Origin of the sequence: Brucella sp. IR068 (genome assembly GCF_049065885.1) — a bacterium.
GTDB classification, from domain to species: domain Bacteria; phylum Pseudomonadota; class Alphaproteobacteria; order Rhizobiales; family Rhizobiaceae; genus Brucella; species Brucella intermedia.
Map to the genome: position 1 here is coordinate 105,168 of NZ_JBAKHE010000008.1, position 25,167 is coordinate 130,334.

The following is a 25,167-nucleotide window of genomic DNA, read 5'->3' on the forward strand; positions in this document are numbered from 1 at the left end:
TTCATAGAGAAGGCGTTTCCTTTCGGGATGCGCGATCCGCGATCATCATCAGTGCGAGGCACAGCAAGCCGAGAATGAGCGCCAGGCCCGCTGCATCGAATGTGCGATAGCTGCCCATGCGCTGCAAGAGAAGATAGGGGAGGGTCAAAAGCGCGTCGCTGCCGAACAGGGCAATCGTGCCAAGGTCGCCAAGGGAAAGCGCCATGGCGAAAGCAAAGGCCATGCCGAGGGGCTTGCGGATCGAAGGCCAGTCGATGAGCCGGAAACGATTGAGGCCATGAATGCCCAACTGTGCGCAAAGACGGTTGTGGCGGCTTGCCGCCGTGTCCCATGCCGGGCGCAGGAGACGCACGGCGAAGGGCATGGCCATGGCGGCATTGACGGTGACGACCATGAAAGGCGCCATTGCGAAAGGATTGGTGAAATGGCGAAGCAGGATGAACCAGCCCGCGCCGATCACGATGGGCGGCATGACGAGGATCAGGCTCGCGCCGGTATCGAAGATGTTGGCGAGTTTACGTTTTTTCACCGCTTCCCGTGCCGACACAAGCGCAAGCGACAGAATGACCGATAGCAGTGCCGCTGAAAAACCGAGGGCAAGGCTGGTGCCGATGGCGCGCCAGACTGTTTTCTCGGTCAAGAGCCGCACCAGATCGGCGGCGAGGCCGGAGACGACAACGCCCGTGATCGGCAGCGCGACATAGAGAAAGCCTATCCCGATGACGATGATGTTGACGGCGCGTTCAGCCGGAGGGGCCTTACCGTAGCGTCGCGGCGTTGCCGCATGGGTAAAGCCTTCTTCGGACGGGCTTCCGGTGAAACGGAGGGCCAGAAGCACGAGCAATGTCAGCGCAAGCTGTGTGAAGGTGAGCGCGACGGCGCGGCCCGGATCGAAATCGAAATGCAGGCTTTGATAGATCGCAACTTCCAGCGTGGTGGCGCGGGGGCCGCCGCCGAGCGTCAGCACGGTGGTGAAGCTTGTCACGCAGAGCATGAAGATGAGGCCGATCATGCCCGGCAGGTTGCGGCGGATCACCGGCCATTCGATAAGCCGGAAGCGCGCCCGATTGCCCATGCCAAGCTGCGCGGCAAGTTTCCAGTAATCGGTCGGTATCGATTCGTAACCAGCCAGAATGAGACGGACTGCGAGCGGCATGTTGAAGAAAATATGGGCGATGAGGATACCGGTGATGCCGTAGATGTCCGGCTGGAACGGATGCCCCGCAGCTTCTGACAGATGGGCAATGAACCCGTTGCGGCCATAGATGCTGGTGACGCCCAGCACGGCGACAAGGGCTGGCAGAGCAAGCGGCAGGGCAAACAGGCGCAGGATCAGCCCGCGCCCCGGAAAACTTGCTTCGGCATATAGTGCACGGGCGACCGGTACCGCAAACAGCACGGATAGCAGGCTCGAAGCGATTGCCTGCAGGATCGTGAAGCGCGCAACCCGCCAAAGATAGGCGTCGAAATTGGCCGCGGCATCGAAGCCGCCGCGGCCCGCTTCGAATGCAAGCGCCACAAGCGCGCCACCGGCAAGCACAACCAGAAAGCAAAGCGCCATCATGCCCGCGACCGGTCTGGCGGCGAATATGTCTTTCGAGCGTTGCTGTGCCGGAAATGCCGTCATTTGCTGGTCGCGGCCAGCCATTCATCGACCCACGCCTTGCGGTTCCCGGCCACTTCGTCCGACGGGATGAGAAGCGTTTTTTCCGGCTTCGGCATCGCATCGAAAGCCGCTGGAAGCGGAGCGGAGGTCTTGCCTGCCGGGTACATCCAGTTGGTTTCGGGGATGGCGTCCTGAAAGCCGGGACCGGTCATGAAAGCCAGAAACTTTTGCGCCAGAGGGTTCTTCGCGCCGGTGGTGGTCTGGGCGGCCAGTTCGATCTGGAGATAATTGCCCTCTGGATAGGCGAGGGCCTTATAGCGATCCGTCTTTTCCGCGATCATGTGATAGGCGGGAGACGTCGTATAGGACAGCACCATCGGGGCCTCGCCCTTGGTGAAGAGACCATAGGCCTCCGACCAGCCGGGCGTGACGGTGAGAATGCGCTTTTGCAGTTTCTGCCAGGCTGCTTCCGCTTCAACTCCATAGACCGATTTCATCCAAAGCAGCATGCCAAGCCCCGGCGTCGAGGTACGCGGGTCCTGCAGCACGATCTTCTGGGAAGGATCGCCTTCGACCAGTTCCTTCAGGCTCTTTGGAGGATTGGGCAGCTTTTCGGAATCGTAGACCACGGCGAAATAGCCATAATCATAGGGAACGAAGATATCGTCCTTGAAGCCGCCCGGAACGTTTACATTGCTCTGGTCGATGCCGCTTGGAGCAAAAAAACCGGTGGCCCGCGCTTCGGTCGTCAGGTTGGTATCGAGACCAAGCACGATGTCGGCTTTGGTATTGCTGCCCTCAAGCTTGAGGCGATTGAGCAGGGCAACGCCGTCGGCGGAAGCAATCCAGTCGACTTCGCAATCGCATTCCTTTTCGAAGTTTTCCTTGACCTTCGGCCCCGGACCCCATTCGGAAACAAAGCTGTCATAGGTATAGACGGTGAGCTTGTCTTTCGCCTGCGCCGAAGGCGCAAAGGCGACGGCTGCGGAAAATGAAAAAGCCAACAAAGACAAAAGCCGCATCACGGCACTTCCTTTCTTTCTATACAAGAGGATTGAGCGCCGTTTATGGAGCATCTAATCCCTCCGCCGGTGCAAACCGGATCAGGTTCAGCGGGTTGGCCGTTTTATTCAGCATTTCCGGGCGCAAAACCGTTTTACACTTTTGCTGGAAATGCTCTTTGGACCTCTCAGCCGTCCGCGAAAGCAGACGGCACCCCGTTAGAGCGATTGCGACAATAATCTTTCAGGCGAGGAATGGCAACGGCAGCGAATGCAGGCTTCCGGCCCGGATTTACCCGTGTTATGAGCGGCTTATGAGCACATTCGTCATTCTTCTTGGCGGCGATCTGGTCGTGACCGATCGCCTGAAACGCCAAATTGCAGGTGCGCGTATTCTCGCTGCCGATAGCGGGATTCGCCACGCTGCCGCTCTCGGTTTTGAACCGGAACTCTGGCTTGGCGATTTCGATTCGACCTCTGCCGAGCTGCGCGCGCAATATGGTCACGTGCCGCAGAAGACGTTTCCGTCCGCCAAGGATATGACGGACGGTGAACTGGCCGTCGAGGAGGCTTATGCGCGGGGCGCGGATCGCGTGATCCTTTGTGGCGCCTTCGGCGGGCAGCGCACCGACCACACGCTTCTGCATCTGACCATGGCGACAGCGCAGGCTGCAAAAGGGCGCGACGTGCTTCTGTCCAGCGGGTCGGAGGAGGCCTGGCCCCTGCCACCCGGCGATTATGTTTATGATTTTCCGGACGGGACGCCGTTCAGTGTTATCAATTTCAGCACCGTAGAAGGTCTTTCGATCACAAATGCGGAGTGGCCGTTAGATAATGTTACACTGCCTTTCGGCTCTTCCTGGACAGTTTCCAACGTCGTTCGTGGAACGCTTCGCGTTACTGCGCATTCTGGACTAGCGATACTTATCGCCAATCTGGTGATGGAGGATCAACCGCACTGAGGCTGCTAACCTTATCAATCGAAAGAGCTTGACGCTGACAATTGAAACGTATTGTAAATGGGTCAAGCGGGTGTCATCTGCTTTACGCCGAAATTGGGGACGCAAAGTCGGTGATTAGTTCAACTCTTGTAGGAGATGTTTCAATGAAGTCACGTCTTACGATGATTGCTGTTGCTGGCGTGCTCGCGTTCTCGACGGCTGCATGCACGACGAATGAACAGCGCACGGCCGGTTACGGTGTTGGTGGCGCGGCAATCGGTGCTCTCGCCGGTGGCGCAATCGGCGGCAATGGCCGCGGTGCACTCACGGGTGCTGCGATCGGTGCGGTTGCCGGTACGCTGCTTGGTGCAGCCCAGACCCGCAATGGCGTGCAGTATTGCCGTTACCGCGATCCGTATGGCCGCGTGTACGAAGCGCCTTGCCAGTAATTGCTGGATAAATAAGTTTTGCGGACAGGCCGGGGAAACCCGGCCTGTTTGTTTTTCACGGGCCTTTTGGTGCCGTTCCATTTGACAGAACGGCTTTTGTCGCGGACAAGCAGGGCGGAATTTTCAATCCTGTTTATCGTAGAGAACCATGGCACCACCACTCCTTCGTCTCGACCAGATCAAGCTCACCTTCGGGGGCACGCCGCTTCTGGAGGATGCAAGCCTTTCGGTGAGCGAGGGCGACCGCATCGCGCTGGTCGGGCGTAATGGTTCGGGTAAATCGACCCTGCTCAAGATTGCTGCCGGTATGGTGGAAGCGACATCGGGCGAGGTTTTCAAACATCCCGGTGCAACTGTCCGCTATCTGCCACAGGTGCCGGATATGGACGGCTTCGCCAATGCGCGCGCCTATGTGGAAGCAGGGCTGGGGCCTACCGACGACCCGCATCGCGTCACCTATCTTCTCGAACATCTGGGGCTGACCGGCGAAGAGAAGCCGGATCATCTTTCCGGTGGTGAGGCGCGGCGTGCTGCCCTTGCGCGTGTGATCGCGCCGCAGCCCGATGTGCTTCTGCTCGACGAGCCGACCAACCATCTGGATCTGACCACCATCGAATGGCTGGAAGGCGAGTTGCGCCAGATACGCTCGGCCATCGTCCTGATTTCGCATGACCGGCGCTTTCTGGAAAATGTCAGCCGGGCGACCGTCTGGCTCGATCGTGGCATAACGCGCCGTCTGGAGCAGGGATTCGGCCATTTCGAGGAATGGCGTGACAAGGTGCTCGAAGAAGAAGAGCGCGATCATCACAAGCTCGGACGCCAGATCGCGCGTGAGGAACACTGGCTGCGTTACGGCGTCACGGCGCGCCGCAAGCGCAACATGCGCCGTCTTGGCGAATTGCATTCCATGCGCGCCGATTTTCGCAATCATCGCAAGGCGCAAGGGACGGCGGTGCTGGCGGCAAGCGATGCGAAGGAATCCGGGAAGCTGGTGATCGAAGCCAAGGGGCTGAGCAAGGCCTATGGCGAGCGCGTACTGGTCAAGGATTTTTCGATCCGCGTGCAGCGCGGCGACCGCATCGGTCTTGTCGGCCCCAACGGTGCGGGAAAGACGACGCTTCTGTCGCTTCTGACCAGCAAGCTTGAACCGGATTCGGGAACCTTGCGGCTTGGCGTCAATCTTGAAATGGCGGAACTGGACCAGAAGCGCGAAAGTCTCAATCTGGACGAGACGCTGGCCCATTATCTGACGGATGGGCGCGGCGAAAGCCTCGTCGTCAACGGCGAGCAGCGGCATGTCGTGTCCTATATGAAGGACTTTCTGTTCCAGCCGGAACAGGCACGCACGCCCATTCGCGAGTTGTCCGGCGGCGAACGCGCCCGCCTGATGCTGGCTCGCGTTCTGGCGCGTCCTGCCAACCTGCTTATCCTTGACGAACCGACCAACGATCTCGACATGGAAACCCTTGATCTGCTGCAGGAGTTGGTCGCAGGGTTTCCCGGCACGGTCATTCTGGTTAGCCACGACCGCGATTTTCTGGATCGCACCGTTACTTCGGTTATTGCGCCGGAAGGTGACGGGCGCTGGCTCGAATATGCGGGCGGCTATGCCGACATGATGGCGCAGCGCAAGGAGCAGGCCTTGAACCGGCGCTCGGTCAAGGCGTCTGGCGGCAGAAGTGACGAAAAGCCGGAAGAGGACGCACCGCAGCCCAAGCGTGAGGAAAAGCGCAAGCTTTCCTACAAGCAAAAATTTGCGCTGGAAACGCTGCCGGGCAAGATGGACGCTCTTGCGAAGGAAATCGCCGTGCTGGAAGGCAAGCTCGCCGATCCGCAGCTTTACGCCAAGGACCCGACGCTTTTCGCCAAGACCGCCGACCTGCTTGAGAAGAAGCGCTCCGAAAATGCAGCCATGGAAGAAGAATGGCTGGAGCTGGAAATGCTGCGAGAGGAAATCGAAGGGTAGGACTACCCTTCGATGGATGCTCTGAAGTTTAACGGCTTGCCTCGTTCAACAAGGTGATTTCATCCTCGCTGAGTTCCAGTTCGGCTGCGGCGATCAGTTCGCCCAGCTGGGCCGAGCGTGTGGCGCTGGCAATGGGGGCTGTGACTGACGGCTGGGCGATGAGCCAGGCGATCGCAACCTGAGCAGGCGTGACATCGAGATTGCGGGCCACGTCATCAAGTGCCGCAATGATCCGCGACCCGCGATCCGTCAGATATTTTTCGACTGATTTTCCGCGCGCGCTTTGTCCGAGATCGTCAGCGGAACGGTATTTTCCGGTCAGGAATCCCGCAGCCAGCGAATAATAGGAAATTACGCCGATCTCGTTGTCACGACAGATTTTTGCCAGCCCGTTTTCGAAATCCCCGCGATCATAAAGATTATAAAGCGGTTGCAGGCTTTCGTAGCGCGGCAGGTCATGTGAATGGGCGACGTTCAGCGCCTCGGTCAGTCGCTCCGGCGTAAGATTGGACGCACCGATGGCCCGCACCTTGCCGGCCTCCATCAACTCCTTATAGGTGCCGAGCACATCTTCGAACGGTGTTTCCGGGTCATCCCAGTGCGATTGATAGAGATCGATGTAATCCGTCTGCAGCCGCTTGAGGGAAGCATCGACCGCCTTGCGGATATAGGCCGGGGAAAGGCCCTTTTCGTCAGGCCCCAATTCGCCGCCGACCTTGGTGGCGATGACCACCTTGTCGCGCAGGCCGCGGGATTTCAGCCAGTTGCCGATAATGGTTTCGGATTCGCCGCCCACATTGCCGGGCGCCCAGGCGGAATAGACATCGGCTGTGTCGATGAAATTGAAACCGGCATCGACAAAACGGTCGAGAAGCGAGAACGATGTCGCTTCGTCGACCGTCCATCCAAATACATTGCCGCCGAAGCAAAGCGGCGAAACACTAAGTTCGGTACGTCCGAGCTTTCTGAACTCCATAGATCCTGTCCCCTTCCTCTGAGTGTCCGATTCACAAACCACCATGCCTTGCTGCAATGGCGCTTTTTCTCAGACACTGAATACGGACCGCGAATGATCCGTCGGGTTTCGATTTCAGGAAGAGGAGAGGCTCCGGGAAGAGCCGAAATCAGCTCATGCCAAGTGCGTCCATATAGAGCTGCAGCATGGCTTCTTCTTCCTGACGTTCATGGTCTTCTTTTTTACGCAGACGAATAATGGTCCTCACGACCTTGCTGTCAAACCCCGAACCCTTCAATTCCGCGTAAACTTCCTTGATATCGTCGCCGATGGTCTTTTTTTCTTCTTCAAGGCGCTCGATGCGCTCGATGAAAGCACGCAACTGGCCGACAGCAATCGTTTGGGCTTCGCTGGTAATGTCGTCGCTCACGAGGAGTTCTCCAATTCAAATTCAATGATGATGCGGTCGCGCACGGCGCGAAACCGCTTCTCGAAAGTCTGGACCGTTTTTCCCGCGAGTCGCAGGCAAAATTAAGAGCCTTTTTCGATGCACGACCCGATTTGGCGGGTCAAGCCCTGTGGATAGCGGGCAAAGCCTCTCCTGACAGGCCCGTTATTCGATGCGATCGGCGCGCGAGCCGAAATGCCGGACAGTGTGGATGTCGGGAAGTGTATTGATATGCGCGATCATGGGGGCAAGCCGGTGGGCCCATTCAGCCGCTCCCTTGTCATCGGCAATCAGGTCCTGCCGCACTTCGATCAGGACATGGGCGAAGCCCTTCGCGGTCGCATGCCGGTACATGGCGTCGTTCTTGAGCGCGCCGTCATAAGGTTCGTTATCGCCGACCGTCAGGTCAGGGTTTTCACGCAGCAGCGACAGAAGCGGCTTTACGGCTCGGTCGTCCTTGTCCCAGAGAAGGCCGATCTGCCAGGGACGGGCCTTGTGCTTCCAGCGCGGCGTAAAGGAATGGATCGAAACGATGAAGGGCGCAGCCCCGCTTTCGGCCGCCACGCGTTCGCTCGCCCGGGCAACCGCGTCGTGATAGGGGCGGTAGAAGCGTTGGAGGCGTTCTTCACGTTCGCCTGCGGACATCGGATAGTTGCCGGAGATGACCGCCCCGTCGGACAGCTGCATGATCAGCGTCGGATCGTCCTCCCCGCGATTGGGATCGATCAGGAGGCGCGAAAAACCACCGAGGACCGCCGGCGCGCTCAGACGGCTGGCGAGCCCGCGCGTCAAATTCTCGACGCCGATATCATAGGCGATATGACGGTCGAATTCACTTTTCTGCAAACCAAGCGTGCCATATTCGGCTGGAACATCGCGCCGTGCATGGTCGGCGGTCAGGAGCAGGCCGAGGCTGAAATCTCCATCGACAGTGTATACCGGTGAGAATTGTGTCGAAGCGATTGATCCGGATTGAAGCGGCATAGGGCGGAATCCGAGGCTGAACTTTGAGATTATTTCTGTGTTGTGCGGGAAGCTGTTTCAGGTCTGTCATGAGAAAGCCGGGATTGCAACGATCATTCTTCGATCGAGAGTACCTGTAATCAATGGGATTGCGTTGACATCAAAGGCGAAACTGCCGAAAAGAGAGCGACCCGAAACGGGATGTCCCCGAGATGGATTTCCTTGTGCAATATAAATTGTTCGATAAAACCGATAGCGGGCTGAAGGGGTTCTGCGTATGCGACTTCCACGATCTCTAGTTTTGTTTGCCGGTGTGCTGATGACTGCGCTGGGCATGACATCCATAGAGGCCAGGGCGGATTTCCGCGTATGTAACGCAACCCAGAACCTGGTCGGCGTTGCCATCGGCTACCGCGCCAAGACCGGCTGGGTGACCGAGGGCTGGTGGCATATTGAAGGCGCTGCCTGCAAGACGCTGCTCGAAGGCCCGCTTTCATCCCGCTACTACTACCTCTACGCCGAAGACGCCCAGGGCGGCGGGCGCTGGGAGGGCAAGGTCAACATGTGCGTGGCCGAAAAAGAATTCCGTATTACTGGCGTCCAGGATTGCTTCGCGCGCGGTTTCCAGCGCAACGGCTTCCAGGAATACGACACCGGGGAACAATCGAGCTGGATGGTTCAGCTCACCGATGAAACGCCGACAGAAAACCCCACTGTTACAGGAACGAATAGTCAATGAAGCGCAACCGCAAGGTCAAGATTCTCGCCACGCTAGGTCCGGCGTCAGGCGAGGAAGCCGTCATCCGCAAGCTGTTTGAGGCAGGCGCGGATGTGTTCCGCATCAACATGAGTCACGCCGACCATGATCTGATGCGCACCCTCGTCAAGCGCATTCGCAATGTGGAAAAGGAACTGGGCCGTCCGATCGGCATTCTGGCCGATCTTCAGGGTCCGAAGCTGCGCGTCGGCAAGTTCAAGGACGGTAAGGTCGATCTCGTTCCCGGCCAGACCTTCACCCTCGACAATAACGAAGCGCCCGGCGATGAAACCCGCGTCTATCTTCCGCACCCGGAAATTCTTGAAGCTGTCGAGCCGGGTCATCGCCTGCTGATCGACGATGGCAAGCTGCACCTCGTAGCCGAGGCAAGCGACGGCAAGTCGATCCGCTGCAAGGTGATCTCCGGAACGCGCATTTCGGATCGCAAGGGCGTCAGCCTCCCGGATACGACGCTTGGCGTCGGCGCGCTGACGGAAAAGGACCGCAAGGACCTCGACGCCGTTCTGAAGGAAGAAATCGACTGGGTTGCGCTTTCCTTCATCCAGCGTCCGGAAGATCTGGCCGAGGTGCGCAAGGTTTCGCGCGGCAAGGTCGGCCTGATGTCGAAGATCGAGAAGCCGCAGGCCGTGACGCGTCTTGATGAAATCATCGAGCTTTCTGACGCATTGATGGTTGCGCGCGGTGATCTCGGCGTTGAAATGCCGCTTGAAAGCGTTCCGGGCATTCAGAAGCAGATCACCCGCAAGGCACGCCGCGCCGGCAAGCCGGTCGTGGTCGCCACGCAGATGCTGGAATCGATGATTACTGCTCCGGTTCCGACCCGCGCCGAAGTTTCCGACGTTGCGACCGCGGTGTTTGAAGGTGCTGACGCGATCATGCTTTCGGCTGAATCCGCCTCCGGCCAGTACCCGGTCGAAGCTGTCGCCACCATGAACCGCATCGCGGAGCAGGTGGAAAAGGAACCGACCTATTCGACCATCATCGATGCGCAGCGCGCAGCACCGGAGCCGACTGGTGCCGACGCAATCTCGCTCGCTGCACGCCAGATCGCGGAAACGCTGAAGCTTTCGGCCATTGTCACCTATACCGCGTCCGGCACGACCGGCCTGCGCGCTGCCCGCGAACGGCCGCGCACGCCGATTATCGCTCTGTCGCCGGTTGTCGATACCGCCCGCAAGCTGTCGCTCGTCTGGGGCCTGCATTGCGTTGTTACCGATGATGCGCACGACCTTGAAGACATGGTCAACCATGCTTGCGAAATCGTCTTCCACGAAGAGTTTGGCAAGGCAGGCGACCGCGTCATCATCACCGCCGGTGTCCCGTTCGGAACGCCGGGCGCGACCAACATGCTGCGCATCGCCTATATAGGGCCAGATGGAAAATCGGGCATCTAGACTGGCGATATTCCGGCCGTGACGGCCTGCAAATGGCGTCGTTTTGCGCTTCCGGTGCTCATGTGCGTTCTTTGACGCAAAGTCTAATCCGAAAAGTCTGCAACTTTTCGGGACTATGCGTGGAAGTACATTCCGCACCGGTTCTCAAACTCCACCATTTTCGGCTCGCCACAGCCGGAATCTCATCCAGTCGTGGCAGACGCCATCCAAAAAAACGCGCTCTTTGAGAGCGCGTTTTTCTTTGAACAGAGATGAATTGGAGGAGGCAGGGACGCTCTAAGTCCGAGTGTCGGTCAGTTCATCAGCCAGATCATTGAAGTTCTTCTGTGCGTCGCGCATCATCGGATAAACGATCAGGGCCTGTTCATAGGCTTTCAGCGCCTGTTCCTTGAGGCCGCGCAGGCGCAATATGGCCGCCATGCCGGTCAGGGCGCCATAATGGCGCGGTTCCAGTTCCAACGTACGATTGATGTCGTACATGGCATGGGCATAATCTTTTTTAAGGAAATAGACCGTAGCGCGACGGTTCCATGCTTCCGCATATTCCGGGTCGAGCGCGATCGCTTCGTTCAGGAAGTCGATGGCCGAAGGATAGCGCTGCTCCAGCATCGCCGCGTTCGCCCATTGCATGAGGAGATCGACTGTTGCGCTGCCCGACTGCGACCACAGCGTGTTGATCTGCGAAGCAATGCGCCGTGCCTTGGCTTCATCCGTTGTACGGCGAAGATCGGCAAAGAGCTTGTCGAGGCGCTCTTCAGGCGTTTGGGCTGCATCCGGCGCAGGTTTTTCCGGGGTCGGTTTCTGTTCGCTGTCGGGGCCGGTCTGAACGGGCGTCAGCGGTGCGGTAAGCGGCACCTTGCCGGGCGCGACTTCGGCATAAGCCGACGGCACAGTTGCACCCAGCGATGCGACCACAGAAAAAGAAACCAGACATGCAAAAACGTTCCGCATGCGCATAGATTTTATCATGCGCAGCGAAACGTCAAATGCAAAATCAGAAATAAGATTAGCCCTGGCGAGCCTTGTAGCGCGGGGCGGTCTTATTGATGATGTATACGCGGCCCTTGCGGCGGACCAGCTGGCAGTCGCGATGACGGGCCTTAAGCGCTTTAAGCGAGTTCTTGATCTTCATGTCAATCACCGGTCTTGTTGGCCCGTTGACGTGCAGATGCCGCGGGGCTTCATAAAAACAGGCGCCCGAGGCGCCAATTGGTTACAGGCACTGTTAGATGCCCGAAGGGTTGGCCGAAATACACAAGGTTTCAGGCAAATGTCAACTCCTGAGCCGCAGATTCAGGGTGCAGGAGCTGAAATTCTTGGCAGGCGGCAAAAGATTCATCGGGAATCGACGGGATTCCCGATGAACATCATTTCCTGCGAGGCTGGATGCGCGTCACATGGCCCATTTTGCGGCCCGGACGTGCTTCCTTTTTACCGTAGAGGTGCAGCACGGCATCCTTTTCGGAGAGAATCGCTGGAACCTTGTCGACGTCGTCGCCGATCAGGTTTTCCATTACGCAATCGGAATGGCGTTCGGTGCTGCCGAGAGGCAATCCGGCAACGGCGCGGATATGCTGTTCGAACTGCGAAATGGCGCAGGCCGCTTCCGTCCAGTGGCCGGAATTATGGACACGCGGGGCAAACTCGTTCGCCAGCAGCGTTCCGTCCTTCAGGACGAAGAATTCGAGCCCCAGCACGCCGACATAATTAAGCGCATTCAAAAGCTTTGTAGCGGCTTTGCGGGCAGCTTCCGCTGTGTTCTCGGAAATCGCAGCCGGAACGGTCGAGGTGGCAAGGATGCCGTCCTTGTGCACGTTTTCGGCAATATCGAAGATTGCGACGTTTCCAGACCGGTCGCGTGCTGCAATCACCGAGACTTCACGTTCGAAATCGACGAAACCTTCGAGGATCGCCGGGGCGCGATTGATGGCAAGAATCGCCTTGTGGGCTTCGCTCTCGTCGAGCGAGGCCAGGCGGACCTGTCCCTTGCCGTCATAGCCCAGACGTCGCGTCTTGAGGATGCCGCGCTCGCCAAGCGCTCCCAGGGCCGCGATCAGGGATTCTTCATCGTCCACGAGGCGCCAGGGAGCCGTCTCGATACCGCTTTCATTGAGGAACTGCTTTTCGGCAAAGCGATCCTGCGAGACTTCAAGCGCTGCGGGCGGCGGCAGGACCAGAGCGGTTTCTGCCAGCCGGTCGGCGGCGCTCACCGGCACGTTCTCGAATTCGTAGGTAATGACATCGGAAGCTGCGGCAAGCTCCGCAAGCGCCTTCGGATCGTCATAGGCCGCGACGATCTGGTGATTGGCGACCTGTGCTGCCGGGCAATCGGCCTGCGGCTCCAGTATCACGGTTTGAAAGCCGAGCCGCGCTGCGGCCATGGCAAGCATCCTGCCGAGCTGCCCGCCGCCGATGATGCCGATGGTTGCACCGGGCTTCAGTACAGAAGTGTTCATATCAGGCCTCGTTTGAAGGACGTTCCGCTACGCTTTCCGTCTGCGCCGCGCGCCACTCGTCAAGACGGGCTGCGAGCGCCTCATCGTAAAGCGCCAAGACGGCTGCTGCGAGCAGTGCGGCATTGACCGCACCGGCGCGGCCGATCGCCAGCGTACCGACAGGGATGCCGGCCGGCATCTGGACGATGGAGAGAAGCGAGTCCTGGCCTGAAAGCGCCTTGGACTGGACCGGGACGCCGAAGACGGGAAGCGGCGTCATGGCTGCCGCCATGCCTGGCAGATGGGCTGCGCCGCCTGCGCCCGCGATGACGACCTTGAAACCTTCTGCCTTGGCGCCCTTGGCGAAGGCAACGAGACGATCAGGGGTGCGATGCGCGGAAACGATCCGGGCATCGAAGGAAATGCCGAGTGCTTCGAGTGTGTCCGCTGCATGGCGCATGGTTTCCCAGTCGGACTGGCTTCCCATGATGATGGCGACATCGGCAGTAACGCTCATTGATCTTCCTGCTCCGCTTCTTTCATGTAGTTGGTGGATGATGCTGAAAAGATAAAGCCGGGCGAACCCCGGCTCTAATTATGGATCGTTGTGGACATTCAGGCGATGATGTCGGGGATCACCCGATCTTCCATTTCCTGCAACTTGTCCTTGATTGCGAGCTTTTTCTTTTTCATGCGCTGCACGCGCAATTGGTCGCAGCCAACCGCTATCATGGCGTTTATGGCAGCATCGAAGTCCGCGTGTTCCTGTTTCAGACGTGCGACGGCCAATCTGATTTCGGCCTGTTCCTGATCGGACATGCGGTGCCCCGTTCTGTTGAATAGTTTTACGGGCTGCGCCAACCCATGAAAAGGTGCGGCGTCAGCCCGTTTCCGGCGAAGCCCTTATCACATTTTTCGCGTCAGGAAAATGCTACCACGACAAAATCGACTTTGCATCAAACTCATGCCAAACTGTCATGGTTCTGTCATGGACGCGGCTGTCGAAGGCGACAAACACCACCGCATCCTTGGCAGCCGGGACTGCGTGTTTGGCCCGGAAATACAGGAGATGTGCCGGGCGCTCATGCAGGTTGAATGGCGGGATGGCGGGCAAACAAGGTCCACGCCGTTCCGTAAATCAGGGAAATCAACCAAAGGAGATCTGATGATGGCTATCGAGTCCCATCTTGCCACGCTCGAAAAGAAGCACGGCGCTCTGGAACAGGAAATTTCCGAAGCCCTGGCGTCACCGGCAATGGATGACCTGCACGTTGCATCTCTCAAGCGCAAGAAGCTTATGCTCAAGGACCAGATCGAAAAACTGAGATCCCAGGTAACGCGTCACTGACAGGGAAGCCGCGTTTTGATCGCGGTTGGATAAGGCGTATCAAACCAAAGACTTTGGCTGTTGAAAGGTTCTCGCGAGCCTGAATTGCCTTGTCGTGGACAGGGAATGTTGCACCACAGCAGTGCGCTTTTCCATGTCATGGTCATGACGCTGTACTGCTGCATTGGCGGCTGTGCCACAGCCGCCGAACATATTGGTTCAATTATTTGATTGGTTCTGTTTGTCGATGGCGATTTTTAACGCCGTCAACCTTCCGTCTCCGCTCTCGGGTCAAGGTTCAACGCTTCCGGCGTAGCACCGCGTTCCGACGGCATGCTCATGAACTGGTCCTTGTTCTCTTTGGGAACCGAAGCGCGCCTGCGGGAGCGGAACAGCGCATAACCGGTGATGGAAATATGCGCGAGCATGGTGATGGCAAAGAGGCCTGAGGGCCAGAAAATATCCATCGCCGCAGCCGCCAGAAGCGGCCCAAGCATCGTGCCGAACCCGTAAAGCAGCAGAAGTCCGCTCGACACTTTCACGAAGCTTTCCGATGTTGCATGGTCGTTCGCGTGGGCGACCGCAACGGGATAGAGCGCATAGGCGAGCGCGCCGTAACAGCCGGTCATCGCGATAATGACGGGACCGCTGGTAGGCGCGACGAGAAAGGCGATCAGGCCAACCAGTGCCGCCAGAGCCGCAACGCTGGCGAGTACGAAACGCCGGTCCACCAGATCGGAAATGCGACCGATCGGAATCTGCATCAGGGCGCCGGCTGCGATGGTGACGCTGACCATCAAGGCGATCTCGGTGGTTGAAATCCCGGATTTCGCGCCAAATACCGCTCCAAGCGTACCCCAGGCGCCATTGGCGATGCCGATCAGTATGCAGCCGACAAAGGCTGCGGGGGAATTGTTATAGAGCGCCTTGAGATCGAGCTGCACTTCCGTCAGCGGCTTGGGGCTGACAGCCGTGGAAATCGCGGTCGGGATAAGGGCCAGGCAGAAGAAGACGCCGCTTATCATGAACAGGTGATCGGAGCGCACATCGCCTGCGGCCACCAGCATCTGCCCGGACATGGTGGCCCCATAGTTGACCATCATGTACATGCCGAAAATCTTGCCGCGTGATTCGTTGGTCGCCCGCTCATTCAGCCAGCTTTCGATGACCATGAAGGCACCGGCCATGGAAAAGCCGGTGAAAGCGCGCAGGATCACCCAGATGGTTGCATCCACGAAGACGCCGGAAAGCAGAGCGATGATCGCGGCTGATGCAGCAAAACATCCGAATGCCCGTACATGGCCGACGCGGCGCACAAGGCGCGGCGCGAACAGACAGCCCGCAACGAAACCGCCAGCCCAGGTGGTGCCGAGCATGCCCAGCGATGTGACCGAAAATCCTTCCGCGCCACCGCGCAGTGGCAGCAGGAGACCATGAAGTCCGGAGGCGATGAGGAGAAAGGCTGTGCCGCAAAGGAGGGCCAGAACCTGAATGTAAATGCGCAAAATTCTATTCCCGCAACTTGAAGCTGGGCCGTCGATGTCAAGCGGCCATTGCGATCAGTGACTATTGTTCCTAAACATTTCGTCCGGAAATGGTTCCGGCGATTTTGCTCCGGCATCCATTTCCGCTGACGAGTTCCCCTATCGAAACAATGCTTCCGCCGCTGCGCGGCTGTCGCCCTTTTTGAGGCGTTCTGCCTTCAATCGCTCTATTTCGGATTGCAGCAGGGCAATGCGCTGGTCGATCTCGGTGACCGAAAGCAGCGACAGTTCCTCCTGGCTCAGCGCCACGCTGCAGCGGGGCTTCGCCACATCCTCATCGAAACCGCTCATAGCCGTCCTCCGTGGTCAATGATGGCTCAGAAAAGATTTAACACCTTGAATCGTCGCATATATATTTGGGAAAATCGATGACGATTTCCCTAACGCGGTGTCTTGCATCCGTCATGCGGCATTTGTGCGACGGTGCCGATGGGGCACCTGACCACGGCGCAGGGTACGAAATCTGAATGGAGTCTTGAGCATGATGACCGACCTTCCTTCCCAGATGACCGCTATCGAAATTTCCGAACCGGGCAGACCCCATATGCTTCGCCCTGTTCAGCGCTCGGTGCCGGAACCCAAGGAAAGTGAAATTCTGGTGCGGGTGCGTGCCGCCGGGGTCAACCGCCCGGATGTCTTGCAGCGGCTGGGACAATATGCGCCGCCGCCCGGTGCGTCCGATATTCCGGGCCTGGAAATTGCCGGTGACATTGTAGCCGTCGGCAGCGGCGTCAAGCGTTTCAAGCTCGGCGATCAGGTCGTCGCATTGCTGGCTGGCGGTGGCTATGCCGAATATGCCGTCGTGCATGAAACCAATGCTCTGCCCCTGCCTTCCGGCTATGGCTACATCGAAGCGGCTGCTATCCCGGAGACTTTCTTCACCGTCTGGCACAATGTTTTCGAGCGCGGAGGATTGAAGAAAGGCGAGACGTTTCTGGTTCATGGGGGCTCGTCGGGGATCGGCACGACGGCTATCCAGCTAGCCAAGGCATTCGGCGCGACCGTCATTGCGACTGCTGGCTCTAAGGAAAAGTGCGACGCCTGTCTAAAGCTCGGGGCTGATCGCGCCGTCAATTATAGGGACGAGGATTTTGTCGAGGTCGTCAAGGACACGACCAAAGGCAGAGGTGCCGATGTGATTCTCGATATGGTCGGCGGTGACTACGTCGATCGCAATTACAAGGCTGCGGCCGAAGATGGCCGCATCGTGCAGATCGCCTTTCTCAATGGTGCGAAAGCCACGGCCAATTTCGCGCTGTTGATGACCAAGCGCCTGACCCATACCGGCTCCACGCTTCGTCCGCGGCCGGTCGAGTTCAAGGCTGGCATTGCGCGGGAACTGGAGGCAAAGGTCTGGCCGCTTCTGGCGCAGCGCCGCGTCGCGCCAGTGATGGACATGATCTTTTCGCTGAAAGATGCCTGGCGCGCGCATGAACGGATGGAGGAGGGGAGGCATATCGGCAAGATCGTACTCGATATTGCCTAGAGCCGTTCCAAAGCCGTCCTGTGTGGCGGCAAATGGCGCTTTGTGGTTCAGGCTCTTTAGCTTGAGAGCCATTCTTGCTCTGGCGACAAAAAAACGATATATAGGCCGTGATTTCCCGGAAATTGTGGTTTTGCCCACGTCCCGCGCCACCGGAGCGGACGAACAGAAGGATTATATCTAATGGCCACCCAGCTTCTTATGCCGAAGGCAACGGCCGTTTGGCTTGTCGATAATACGGCCCTGTCGTTTGACCAGATTGCCGCTTTCTGCAAGCTGCACCCGCTGGAAGTGAAGGCTATTGCCGACGGTGAAGCTTCGCAGGGTATCAAGGGTCTCGACCCGGTCATTACCGGCCAGATTTCGCGTGAAGAAATCGCGAAGGGCGAAAAGGACCCTTATTATCGCCTGAAGCTTGCCGAACCGAAGGTTCGTGTTCCTGAAGCCAAGCGCAAGGGCCCGCGTTATACGCCGCTTTCCAAGCGTCAGGACCGCCCGAATGCGATTCTCTGGCTGGTACGCAATCATCCTGAATTGAAGGATGCGCAGATTTCCCGCCTGATCGGCACGACCAAGTCGACCATCGAGCAGATTCGCAACCGCACGCACTGGAACTCGGCAAATCTGACGGCGATGGATCCGGTTACCCTCGGCCTCTGCTCTCAGATCGATCTCGACATCGAAGTCGAACGTGCGTCGCGCAATCGTCCGGCCGCGCCCGAAGCGGACAGCACCTTGCTGCCAGCTTCTGCGACCGAGAATTTCGATTATCGTGACGAGCAGCCTGCGGAAGACGAGCTCGATGCCGACAAGGTTTTCGCCAAGCTCTCTTCGCTCAAGGGCGCGAATACTGACGACGAAGACGAGGAAGAATAGTCGGGAAGCGACATCGCTTGCCGAAATGCAAGAAGCCCGGTTCTGCCGGGCTTTTTTGTTGGGTCAAGCTGCCGCCTCGCTGTTGGGAGTGGACGTCGCGGAGATCCAGACTTTGAGGGCGTCCGCATAGCGGTTGGCCGCATCCTCCAGCGCTTCGGTTGATATCTTGTCGGCGGCATACAGCACAAACGGCGTTGCCCAGCCGAGCCCGCAACGGTTCGCTGTTGCCCGCAATGGGGCGAAAAGTTCAATCATCGGGAACATGTTGCGCCCGCCTTCGCGATAGGCTTCGGGGACATTTCCTGCTGTCGCGGCGATCAGGAGCGGCGTCCCTTCGAGCTTGCGGCCCTCCTGCTCATAGGCAATGTAGAACATGCGGGTCAGTACGGCATCTTGCCATGCCTTGAGAAGGGGCGGTGTGGAATACCATTGGACCGGAAATTGCAGGACAATGCGATCAGCCGACAGAAGTCGCAATGCTTCACGCTCGCTATCCTTCAAGAAATCGATCCCCTGCGGATAAGCGGCCTGCATGTCGACGATCTCCGCGCCGGGCAATTTTGCAGCTGCGGCGGCAAGCGCTGCGTTGGTGCGGGATCGTGTCAGATCGGGATGAAAAAGTAAGATCAGCGTCTTGGACATGGTTGTCTCCTTCGGGCTGACGGAGACGATGCCACCAGTAACTAAATTGCTCCAATTTATAATAGATATATACTATTATTGATTTTATGAATTTACGTTCGCTCGATCTCAATCTTCTGGTGATACTGGATGCCCTTCTCGATGAAGCGCATGTGAGCCGGGCTGCTGATCGGCTTAACCTGACGCAGCCTGCTGTATCGAATGCTTTGCAGCGCTGCCGCGCCTTGTTCAACGACCAGCTTTTGGAACGGGCGCGCGGCACGATGCGGCGCACTCCGAAAGCGGAAACATTGCGTGCTTCCCTGAAAACTTTGCTGGCAGGGGTGGTCGACCTGGTTGATCCGCCCGAAGTCCCGCTTGTGTCGCTGCAGCAGACGATACGCGTCTGCATGGCGGATTATCCTGCCATCTTCGTCATAGGGCCTCTATTGAAGACGCTTGCGCACATTGCACCGGGGATCAATATCATTGTCCAACCGTGGCATGGTGCCGAGGCGGCGCGGGTGGCGCTCGTGACAGGAGAAAGCGATCTTGCCCTCTCCGTCTTTCCTGATGCGGATAAGGAGCTTCAGCGCCGCCTGCTGCTGGAGGAGAACTACATTATTGCAATGCGCCGGGATCATGCGGCAGCAAACGCATTCTCGCTGGAGAGCTGGCTTGCATATCCGCATATCCTCGTCTCCGGGCGCGGAGACGACAGCAGCCCGGTCGACCGCACGCTCGCGGAGCGGGGATTAAGCCGCCGAGTGGGTGTGGTTGTACCGAATTTCGGCATGGTGCCGGAATTGCTGGCCAACACCGATATGATCGCCATGCTGCCCTCGCGCTGTATGCCCGAGGATACGTCTTCCCTCGCGGCTTTTCCGCCGCCGATTCCCGTTGCAGGTTTTCCGTTGCATATCGCCTGGCACAAGCGCCGTCAGGAAGATCGCGGGGTACAATATGTGATCGAGCAGTTGGTCAGGATCATGATGGAAAAGAGAATCGGTTCGACAGGTCTGTCGTGAACAGACTGCCGAACCGGTTCAAGCGGCGGTTGCCTTGGGAGTAGCCGAAGTATTCAGTCCTTGAAGGCGTTATATTCGCTCAATTCCATGAGGCGGTAGAAATCTGCCAGCGTCTTGCCGCGTTCGGCGCGGAAGAGGCGGCCTGCGTCGCTCGCCTCCACGATGCGGTCGGTGCGGAATGTGCGGAAAGCATTGCGCAATTCGCACCAGCCGATAACCGTCCAGACCTTACCCCAGAACCAGAGGCCGAGCGGACGAATATCACGCTCGCTTTCGCGCGATTCCAGATCGCGATAGCGGATGTTGAGGACATTGCCCTGATCGACGGCGCGTTCCACCGCGTCGATGATGCGGCGCTCGTCCATGCTGATGCGCGCCGTTGGCGCGTGAATCTGCGTGCTGGTGATGCGGGCGCGCTCTTCCTTGGGCAGCACGGCTTCGATCTTGACGAGAGCCTCTTCCGCGCCCCGCGCCATGGAGACACCGCCCCAGGCGCGGATGAGGCGCGCCCCTGCGACAAGCGCCACGATTTCGTCGCGCGTGAACATGAGCGGCGGCAGCTCGAAACCCTGCCTCAGAATGTAGCCGACGCCTGCTTCGCCATCGATGGGGACGCCGGTCGATTGCAGGTCGGAGATGTCGCGGTAGATGGTGCGTTCGGAGACTTCCAACCGTTCGGCCAACTGGCGCGCGGTGACAAGCCTGCCACCGCGCAGGTGCTGAACGATCTGGAAAAGGCGGTCTGCACGGCGCATTCCGTTTTATTCTCCGTTGCAGTATCTGGTTTTGCGCTGTTCCAGATAACGATCCGGCCAGCCCAGATCCTTGCGCAGGTCTTTTGGCAGACCGTCGATGACGCGCTGTGTGCGGATAAACCGGCGGCGTTCGTCCTGCCTGCGCTTGTATTCCTTCAAGACTGCGATCAATGGTGCGATTGCGAGTGCCATGGTGAAAACTCCCTCATCCTTGGATACGCAGTATCGCACACCCCTCCTGACAGCTATCTGTCAGGAGCAAATCCGTCCTTTATTATCGTCCCAATGGAACGGGATCGCAACGTCACGCCTTGTAGCGCGGTGCTGCCATATAGCTGAGAGGCAGGCGCCCGCCATCGGCATAGATGGTCTGGCCTGTCACATAGCTCGCCTCCCGCGATGCCAGAAATGATGCTATCGAAGCAATTTCAGATGCTTGGCCGATGCGACCGAGCGGCGTTCGCGAAAGGATCGCGTTGCGGGCATCGGCGTCGGTGTTCACGGCGGAAAGCATGTCGGTCTCTATGGAGCCCGGGCCGATCGCATTGACGCGAATCCCCCAGCGAGCGAGCGCTACTGCCATGGAGCGTGTCAGTTGGTTCAATCCGCCCTTGGAAACGGAATAGGCGAGTTGCTCGGGCAGGCCGAAGATGGCGTTGATCGACGACATGTTGATGATTGTGCCCGGATCGCCGCCCGATTCGACGCGCTCCACCATGCGTTTGGCCACGGCCTGTCCGCACAGAAACGCACCCTTGAGATTGACCCGCATCACGCGGTCGAAATCTTCTTCCTTGAGATCGAGGAAATCCGCCTGATGCACGATACCGGCATTGTTGACGAGAATATCGATCTCGCCGAGGTTGGTTATGGTGAAGGTCAGGAGATTGTGAATGTCGAGCTTGTCGCCCACGTCGGCAGCCATGGGATGCACCGGGCCGAACTGCTCCAGATCCCTGGCTGCGCGCATGGCTGCGGCATTGTCGATGTCGGACAGGACAACGCTTGCACCGTCCAGCAGGAAGCGTTTTGCTATGGCATAGCCAATACCGCGGGCAGCGCCGGTGACGATGGCCACCTTGCCTTCTAATTGCATGGTCGATCTCCAGTTTGCGTGGAGATTGGACCGGCGGAAACCGCCGGTCAATAGTTCGGGAATGGATCAGGCGAAGGCGAGGCCAGTGTGACGCTCGCGCAGAACAGTGCTGATTTCGTCCAGAATAGCCGGGTCGTCAATTGTGGCTGGCATCGTCCATTCTTCGCCGTCAGCGATCTTCTGGATCGTGGAACGCAAAATCTTGCCGGAGCGCGTCTTCGGCAGGCGTTTGACGGTCAGCGCAAGCCGGAAGGCGGCAACAGGGCCGATGATGTCCCGCACCATGCTGACGCATTCCTTCTCCACCTCCTGCGGATCGCGTTCGATGTTGGATTTCAACACCAGGAAACCGCAGGGAACCTGCCCCTTCAGGGGATCGGAAATGCCGAGCACCGCGCATTCGGCAACGTCGGGATGGCTTGAAAGCACTTCTTCCATCGCGCCCGTGGACAGGCGATGGCCGGCGACATTGATGATGTCGTCGGTGCGGCTCATGATGTAGAGATAGCCGTCCTCGTCCATGTAACCCGCATCGGCGGTTTTATAGTAGCCCGGAAATTCGTTCAGATAGGCCTTGCGGAAGCGCTCGTCAGCATTCCAGAGCGTCGGCAGGCAGCCCGGCGGCAGCGGCAGCTTGATGAGGATATTGCCAAGCTGGCCGCGCTCGAGTTCATGGCCTTCATCGTCCAGCACGCGGATATCATATCCCGGCAGGCAGACGGCCGGTGAACCATATCTCGTTTCCAGAAGCCCGAGGCCAAGCGGATTGGCGACCATGGGCCAGCCGCTTTCCGTCTGCCACCAATGATCGATCACCGGACAGCCCAGCAGGTTTTCGGCCCAGTGAATCGTGTCCGGATCGGCGCGTTCGCCAGCAAGATAAAGGGCGCGGAACTTCGAAAGGTCGTAGCGGCGCACGAAATTGCCGTCCGCGTCGTCCTTCTTGATGGCGCGCAGCGCTGTCGGTGCGGTGAACATCACCTCAACGCCATGCTCCGCGATGATGCGCCAATAGGTGCCCGCATCCGGTGTGCCGATCGGCTTGCCCTCGAACAGGATGCTGGTCGCGCCATGGATCAGCGGCCCATAGACGATATAGGAATGGCCGACGACCCAGCCCACATCGGACGCCGCCCACCATACCTGACCGGGCTCCACGCCAAAAACGTGCTTCATGGACCAGGCGAGCGCCACCATATGCCCGCCATTGTCGCGCACGACGCCTTTGGGCTCCCCGGTCGTACCGGAGGTGTAGAGCACATAAAGCGGATCGGTTGCCTGGACGGCTACGCAGGGGACATGGCGGCCACGCGCGGCATCGACGGCTTCGCGATAGTCGATGTCGCGGCCCGCCACCGGCTCGTGCCGGTGCTGTTCGCGCTGCAAGATGATGCAATGATCGACTTTATGGTGCGCGAGTGAAATCGCTTTATCCAGCATGGCCTGATATGGCACCACGCGCGTCGGTTCGATGCCGCAGGACCCGGCGATGATCATCACCGGCTTGGCGTCGTCGATGCGGGTTGCAAGCTCATTGGCGGCAAATCCGCCGAAAACCACGGAATGGACGGCGCCGATGCGGGCCGCAGCCAGCATGGCGACGGCTGCTTCGGGAACCATCGGCATATAGATGAGAACGCGGTCGCCTTTCGTCACACCATTGTCGAGCATGACGGCGGAAAGCGCCTCCACTTCCTCCAGCAGTTCGCGATAGGTGAATTTCCGGACCTTGCCGGTGACTGGACTTTCATAGATCAGCGCGACCTGCTCGCCGCGCCCGTTGGCGATATGGCGGTCGAGCGCATTATAACAGGTATTGCACTCAGCACCCTTGAACCAGCGGCCATAGACACCTTCGTCGCCCGCAAAAACCTGTTCCCATGGCTTGAACCAGTCGATTGCCTGCGCCGCTTCAGCCCAGAAGCGTTCAGGATCGGCCTGCCATGCGGCATAGGTTTCGGCATATTTCGAAGTCATGCTCTTCCTCCCAGAAGCACGCGCAACGCCAGCGGGCGGGCGCATGGTTAGTCTGCTGACGAAAGCGCAAGATCGGCCCCCTGCGGCCCATCTCCTCCATGCGCCTTTCATCACCTCCGCGTACAGTTTATGTCGGCCAACGGTAATTCGTCCATGAAACTTAAGATGAAGGCGAAGCATGCCGGCAAAACGGTTGTGTCTGCTGCGCGTGTCTTGCGGCGATCACCTTGCTGCGTCACAAGGAGACAGAGAGGTGATCTGTGACAAAAATCCTGCCCGTGCTGCTCGTTCTTCTGATGGGCCTGCACATCATAAAACCCCTCGGCTTGCCGGGCCTGAAGCGGCGCGGCGACTTCTGGAAAATCGCCGCCATCGCCCTTCTGGTGATGGCGCTGGCGGTCGGCTTTCATCTGCACGAGGGATGAAAGGCGGCTCAGGCCGCCTTTTCCAGTTCCTTTTTCCAGCCGCCGGTGGCAGCAAGGCCGTTCATCTTTGCCCGATGCGCGAAAGCGCGCTGACCGGCTGCGATATTCTCATCCCTGCCGCCCCAGGCTTCCAGTGCCGCCGCCTGCAAGGCCCGGCCATAGGAAAAGGTCATTTTCCATGGCATGTCGAAGCCAGCATTCATGGCGGACAAATGGGCTGTCGCTTCTTCACCCGTCTGGCCGCCGGAAAGGAAGGCGATGCCGGGCACTGCTGCCGGAACGGAGTTGCGGAAACAGCGGACGGTCTTCTCCGCCACTTCTTCCACGGAAGCCTTGCGGGCATTCTTGCCGTCGATGACCATGTTCGGCTTCAGGATCATGCCTTCGAGCCGGACGCGGGCATCGTAAAGTTCCGTAAACACCGTCTTGAGAACCCATTCCGTCACGTCATAACAACGGTCGATGGTGTGATTGCCCGGCTTGCCGTCCATCAGCACTTCGGGTTCGACAATCGGTACGATGTTTGCTTCCTGACAGAGGGCGGCGTAGCGGGCGAGCGCCTGCGCATTCTGCTTCACCGCGCCCCATGTGGGCAGGCCGTCGGAAATCGAGATCACCGCGCGCCATTTGGCGAAACGTGCGCCAAGCCCATGATATTCATTGAGCCGCTCGCGCAGGCCATCCAGCCCCTCGGTGATGGTTTCGCCTTCAAAACCCGCGAGGGGTTTTGCACCCGCATCGACCTTGATGCCCGGGACCGCGCCAGCGTTGCGGATGATTTCGACAAGCGGGGTGCCGTCCTTGGCCTTCTGCCTTATGGTTTCATCATACAGAATGACACCCGAAATATAGTTCTTCATCGCTTCGTCCGCGCGGAAGAGCATTTCGCGATAATCGCGGCGCGTGTCTTCGGTGGATCCGAGATCGATCGCGTCAAAACGCTTCTTGATGGTGCCTGAACTTTCATCGGCGGCGAGAATGCCTTTTCCTGCCGCTACCAGTGCAATCGCAATATCTTCAAGACGTTCGGTCATATGCAACGCTCCTTCTATCAAGGCGATGAGGGAGTGTTGGTTAAAACTATGGCGAGCGCAAGTCA

Annotated in this window: 28 protein-coding genes and 1 riboswitch; of the genes, 10 read left to right on the forward strand and 18 right to left on the reverse strand. The window is 58.6% G+C overall.

Going from position 1 to position 25,167, the window contains the following annotated elements; translation table 11 throughout:
- Position 1: 1 nt before the first annotated feature.
- Positions 2–1,627 carry a thiamine/thiamine pyrophosphate ABC transporter permease ThiP gene (gene thiP / locus ACOWVS_RS14875; RefSeq protein WP_063620195.1) on the reverse strand — a complete coding sequence of 542 codons (1,626 nt, stop codon included), beginning with the start codon at positions 1,625–1,627 and terminating at the stop codon, positions 2–4.
- Positions 1,624–2,628 carry a thiamine ABC transporter substrate binding subunit gene (gene thiB, locus ACOWVS_RS14880; protein WP_063620155.1) on the reverse strand — a complete coding sequence of 335 codons (1,005 nt, stop codon included), beginning with the start codon at positions 2,626–2,628 and terminating at the stop codon, positions 1,624–1,626. Before thiB ends, thiP begins: the two co-directional genes overlap by 4 nt.
- Before the next feature lie 41 nt (positions 2,629–2,669).
- Positions 2,670–2,836, reverse strand: a riboswitch (TPP riboswitch).
- An 85-nt stretch (positions 2,837–2,921) separates the two neighbouring features.
- Here thiB and ACOWVS_RS14885 point away from each other — a divergent pair.
- From ACOWVS_RS14885 to ACOWVS_RS14895, 3 genes are all read left to right on the forward strand, one after another.
- Positions 2,922–3,569 (forward strand): thiamine diphosphokinase, encoded by a 648-nt coding sequence (locus tag ACOWVS_RS14885; protein WP_075042038.1) that lies wholly within the window; start codon positions 2,922–2,924, stop codon positions 3,567–3,569.
- Positions 3,570–3,712: 143 nt separating this feature from the next.
- Positions 3,713–3,997, forward strand: a complete 285-nt coding sequence (locus ACOWVS_RS14890) for a glycine zipper domain-containing protein (protein ID WP_006471279.1) — start codon at positions 3,713–3,715, stop codon at positions 3,995–3,997.
- Between the two features lie 148 nt (positions 3,998–4,145).
- Positions 4,146–5,963 carry an ABC-F family ATP-binding cassette domain-containing protein gene (locus ACOWVS_RS14895; protein WP_063620153.1) on the forward strand — a complete coding sequence of 606 codons (1,818 nt, stop codon included), beginning with the start codon at positions 4,146–4,148 and terminating at the stop codon, positions 5,961–5,963.
- A gap of 28 nt (positions 5,964–5,991) precedes the next feature.
- On the opposite strand, the gene ACOWVS_RS14900 is transcribed toward ACOWVS_RS14895, so the two are convergent.
- From ACOWVS_RS14900 to ACOWVS_RS14910, 3 genes are all read right to left on the reverse strand, one after another.
- On the reverse strand, positions 5,992–6,939 hold the full coding sequence (locus tag ACOWVS_RS14900; RefSeq protein ID WP_063620152.1) for an aldo/keto reductase: 948 nt from the start codon (positions 6,937–6,939) through the stop codon (positions 5,992–5,994).
- Between the two features lie 148 nt (positions 6,940–7,087).
- Positions 7,088–7,348: a DUF2312 domain-containing protein gene (locus ACOWVS_RS14905; RefSeq protein WP_002964837.1), complete on the reverse strand. Its 261-nt coding sequence runs from the start codon at positions 7,346–7,348 to the stop codon at positions 7,088–7,090.
- 183 nt (positions 7,349–7,531) lie between these two features.
- Complete coding sequence (locus ACOWVS_RS14910) at positions 7,532–8,350, reverse strand: N-formylglutamate amidohydrolase (protein WP_063620151.1); 819 nt, start codon at positions 8,348–8,350, stop codon at positions 7,532–7,534.
- A gap of 256 nt (positions 8,351–8,606) precedes the next feature.
- On the opposite strand from ACOWVS_RS14910, the gene ACOWVS_RS14915 reads away from it, so the two are divergent.
- Together ACOWVS_RS14915 and pyk are read left to right on the forward strand one after the other, a co-directional pair.
- Entirely contained in the window at positions 8,607–9,068 is a 462-nt protein-coding gene (locus ACOWVS_RS14915) for a DUF1036 domain-containing protein (protein WP_025090863.1), read from the forward strand.
- A complete protein-coding gene (gene pyk, locus ACOWVS_RS14920) occupies positions 9,065–10,501 on the forward strand; it encodes a pyruvate kinase (RefSeq protein WP_006467768.1) in 1,437 nt (478 codons plus the stop codon). The genes ACOWVS_RS14915 and pyk overlap by 4 nt, the downstream gene beginning before the upstream one ends.
- Before the next feature lie 276 nt (positions 10,502–10,777).
- On the opposite strand, the gene ACOWVS_RS14925 is transcribed toward pyk, so the two are convergent.
- The 5 genes from ACOWVS_RS14925 to ACOWVS_RS14945 all read right to left on the reverse strand — a co-directional run bounded on the left by ACOWVS_RS14925 (position 10,778) and on the right by ACOWVS_RS14945 (position 13,755).
- Positions 10,778–11,470, reverse strand: a complete 693-nt coding sequence (locus ACOWVS_RS14925; protein ID WP_063620150.1) for a tetratricopeptide repeat protein — start codon at positions 11,468–11,470, stop codon at positions 10,778–10,780.
- Positions 11,471–11,507: 37 nt separating this feature from the next.
- Entirely contained in the window at positions 11,508–11,633 is a 126-nt protein-coding gene (ykgO, locus tag ACOWVS_RS14930) for a type B 50S ribosomal protein L36 (RefSeq protein WP_006467766.1), read from the reverse strand.
- Positions 11,634–11,868: 235 nt separating this feature from the next.
- A complete protein-coding gene (locus tag ACOWVS_RS14935; protein WP_075042037.1) occupies positions 11,869–12,957 on the reverse strand; it encodes a 5-(carboxyamino)imidazole ribonucleotide synthase in 1,089 nt (362 codons plus the stop codon).
- 1 nt (position 12,958) lies between these two features.
- Complete coding sequence (gene purE / locus ACOWVS_RS14940) at positions 12,959–13,453, reverse strand: 5-(carboxyamino)imidazole ribonucleotide mutase (protein ID WP_006467764.1); 495 nt, start codon at positions 13,451–13,453, stop codon at positions 12,959–12,961.
- Between the two features lie 98 nt (positions 13,454–13,551).
- Positions 13,552–13,755 carry a YdcH family protein gene (locus tag ACOWVS_RS14945; RefSeq protein WP_006471281.1) on the reverse strand — a complete coding sequence of 68 codons (204 nt, stop codon included), beginning with the start codon at positions 13,753–13,755 and terminating at the stop codon, positions 13,552–13,554.
- Between the two features lie 346 nt (positions 13,756–14,101).
- Between ACOWVS_RS14945 and ACOWVS_RS14950 the strand changes: the two genes are divergently transcribed.
- Positions 14,102–14,284: a YdcH family protein gene (locus ACOWVS_RS14950; protein ID WP_021588029.1), complete on the forward strand. Its 183-nt coding sequence runs from the start codon at positions 14,102–14,104 to the stop codon at positions 14,282–14,284.
- Between the two features lie 245 nt (positions 14,285–14,529).
- Here ACOWVS_RS14950 and ACOWVS_RS14955 read toward each other — a convergent pair whose 3' ends face one another.
- Together ACOWVS_RS14955 and ACOWVS_RS14960 are read right to left on the reverse strand one after the other, a co-directional pair.
- Positions 14,530–15,768 (reverse strand): MFS transporter, encoded by a 1,239-nt coding sequence (locus ACOWVS_RS14955; RefSeq protein WP_063620148.1) that lies wholly within the window; start codon positions 15,766–15,768, stop codon positions 14,530–14,532.
- A gap of 138 nt (positions 15,769–15,906) precedes the next feature.
- Positions 15,907–16,098, reverse strand: coding sequence for a DUF1192 domain-containing protein (locus ACOWVS_RS14960; protein WP_063620147.1), 192 nt, complete (start codon positions 16,096–16,098; stop codon positions 15,907–15,909).
- 190 nt (positions 16,099–16,288) lie between these two features.
- Here ACOWVS_RS14960 and ACOWVS_RS14965 point away from each other — a divergent pair, with 190 nt between their 5' ends.
- Together ACOWVS_RS14965 and ACOWVS_RS14970 are read left to right on the forward strand one after the other, a co-directional pair.
- Entirely contained in the window at positions 16,289–17,293 is a 1,005-nt protein-coding gene (locus tag ACOWVS_RS14965) for an NAD(P)H-quinone oxidoreductase (protein WP_063620146.1), read from the forward strand.
- Between the two features lie 180 nt (positions 17,294–17,473).
- Entirely contained in the window at positions 17,474–18,166 is a 693-nt protein-coding gene (locus tag ACOWVS_RS14970) for a DUF1013 domain-containing protein (RefSeq protein WP_006467758.1), read from the forward strand.
- Between the two features lie 63 nt (positions 18,167–18,229).
- Here the strand turns inward: ACOWVS_RS14970 and ACOWVS_RS14975 are convergent, their stop codons facing one another.
- Positions 18,230–18,808 carry an NAD(P)H-dependent oxidoreductase gene (locus ACOWVS_RS14975; protein ID WP_063620145.1) on the reverse strand — a complete coding sequence of 193 codons (579 nt, stop codon included), beginning with the start codon at positions 18,806–18,808 and terminating at the stop codon, positions 18,230–18,232.
- 86 nt (positions 18,809–18,894) lie between these two features.
- On the opposite strand from ACOWVS_RS14975, the gene ACOWVS_RS14980 reads away from it, so the two are divergent.
- A complete protein-coding gene (locus ACOWVS_RS14980) occupies positions 18,895–19,815 on the forward strand; it encodes a LysR family transcriptional regulator (RefSeq protein ID WP_063620144.1) in 921 nt (306 codons plus the stop codon).
- Between the two features lie 53 nt (positions 19,816–19,868).
- Here the strand turns inward: ACOWVS_RS14980 and ACOWVS_RS14985 are convergent, their stop codons facing one another.
- The 4 genes from ACOWVS_RS14985 to ACOWVS_RS15000 all read right to left on the reverse strand — a co-directional run bounded on the left by ACOWVS_RS14985 (position 19,869) and on the right by ACOWVS_RS15000 (position 23,643).
- Complete coding sequence (locus tag ACOWVS_RS14985; RefSeq protein ID WP_006467756.1) at positions 19,869–20,570, reverse strand: helix-turn-helix transcriptional regulator; 702 nt, start codon at positions 20,568–20,570, stop codon at positions 19,869–19,871.
- A gap of 6 nt (positions 20,571–20,576) precedes the next feature.
- Entirely contained in the window at positions 20,577–20,762 is a 186-nt protein-coding gene (locus ACOWVS_RS14990; protein ID WP_021588023.1) for a hypothetical protein, read from the reverse strand.
- Between the two features lie 112 nt (positions 20,763–20,874).
- Complete coding sequence (locus ACOWVS_RS14995; RefSeq protein ID WP_063620143.1) at positions 20,875–21,666, reverse strand: SDR family NAD(P)-dependent oxidoreductase; 792 nt, start codon at positions 21,664–21,666, stop codon at positions 20,875–20,877.
- A gap of 66 nt (positions 21,667–21,732) precedes the next feature.
- Positions 21,733–23,643 (reverse strand): propionyl-CoA synthetase, encoded by a 1,911-nt coding sequence (locus ACOWVS_RS15000; protein WP_063620142.1) that lies wholly within the window; start codon positions 23,641–23,643, stop codon positions 21,733–21,735.
- 260 nt (positions 23,644–23,903) lie between these two features.
- On the opposite strand from ACOWVS_RS15000, the gene ACOWVS_RS15005 reads away from it, so the two are divergent.
- Positions 23,904–24,068, forward strand: coding sequence for a hypothetical protein (locus ACOWVS_RS15005; RefSeq protein WP_162994761.1), 165 nt, complete (start codon positions 23,904–23,906; stop codon positions 24,066–24,068).
- Between the two features lie 8 nt (positions 24,069–24,076).
- Here the strand turns inward: ACOWVS_RS15005 and ACOWVS_RS15010 are convergent, their stop codons facing one another.
- Entirely contained in the window at positions 24,077–25,102 is a 1,026-nt protein-coding gene (locus ACOWVS_RS15010; RefSeq protein WP_063620141.1) for a class I fructose-bisphosphate aldolase, read from the reverse strand.
- Positions 25,103–25,167 lie beyond the last annotated feature (65 nt).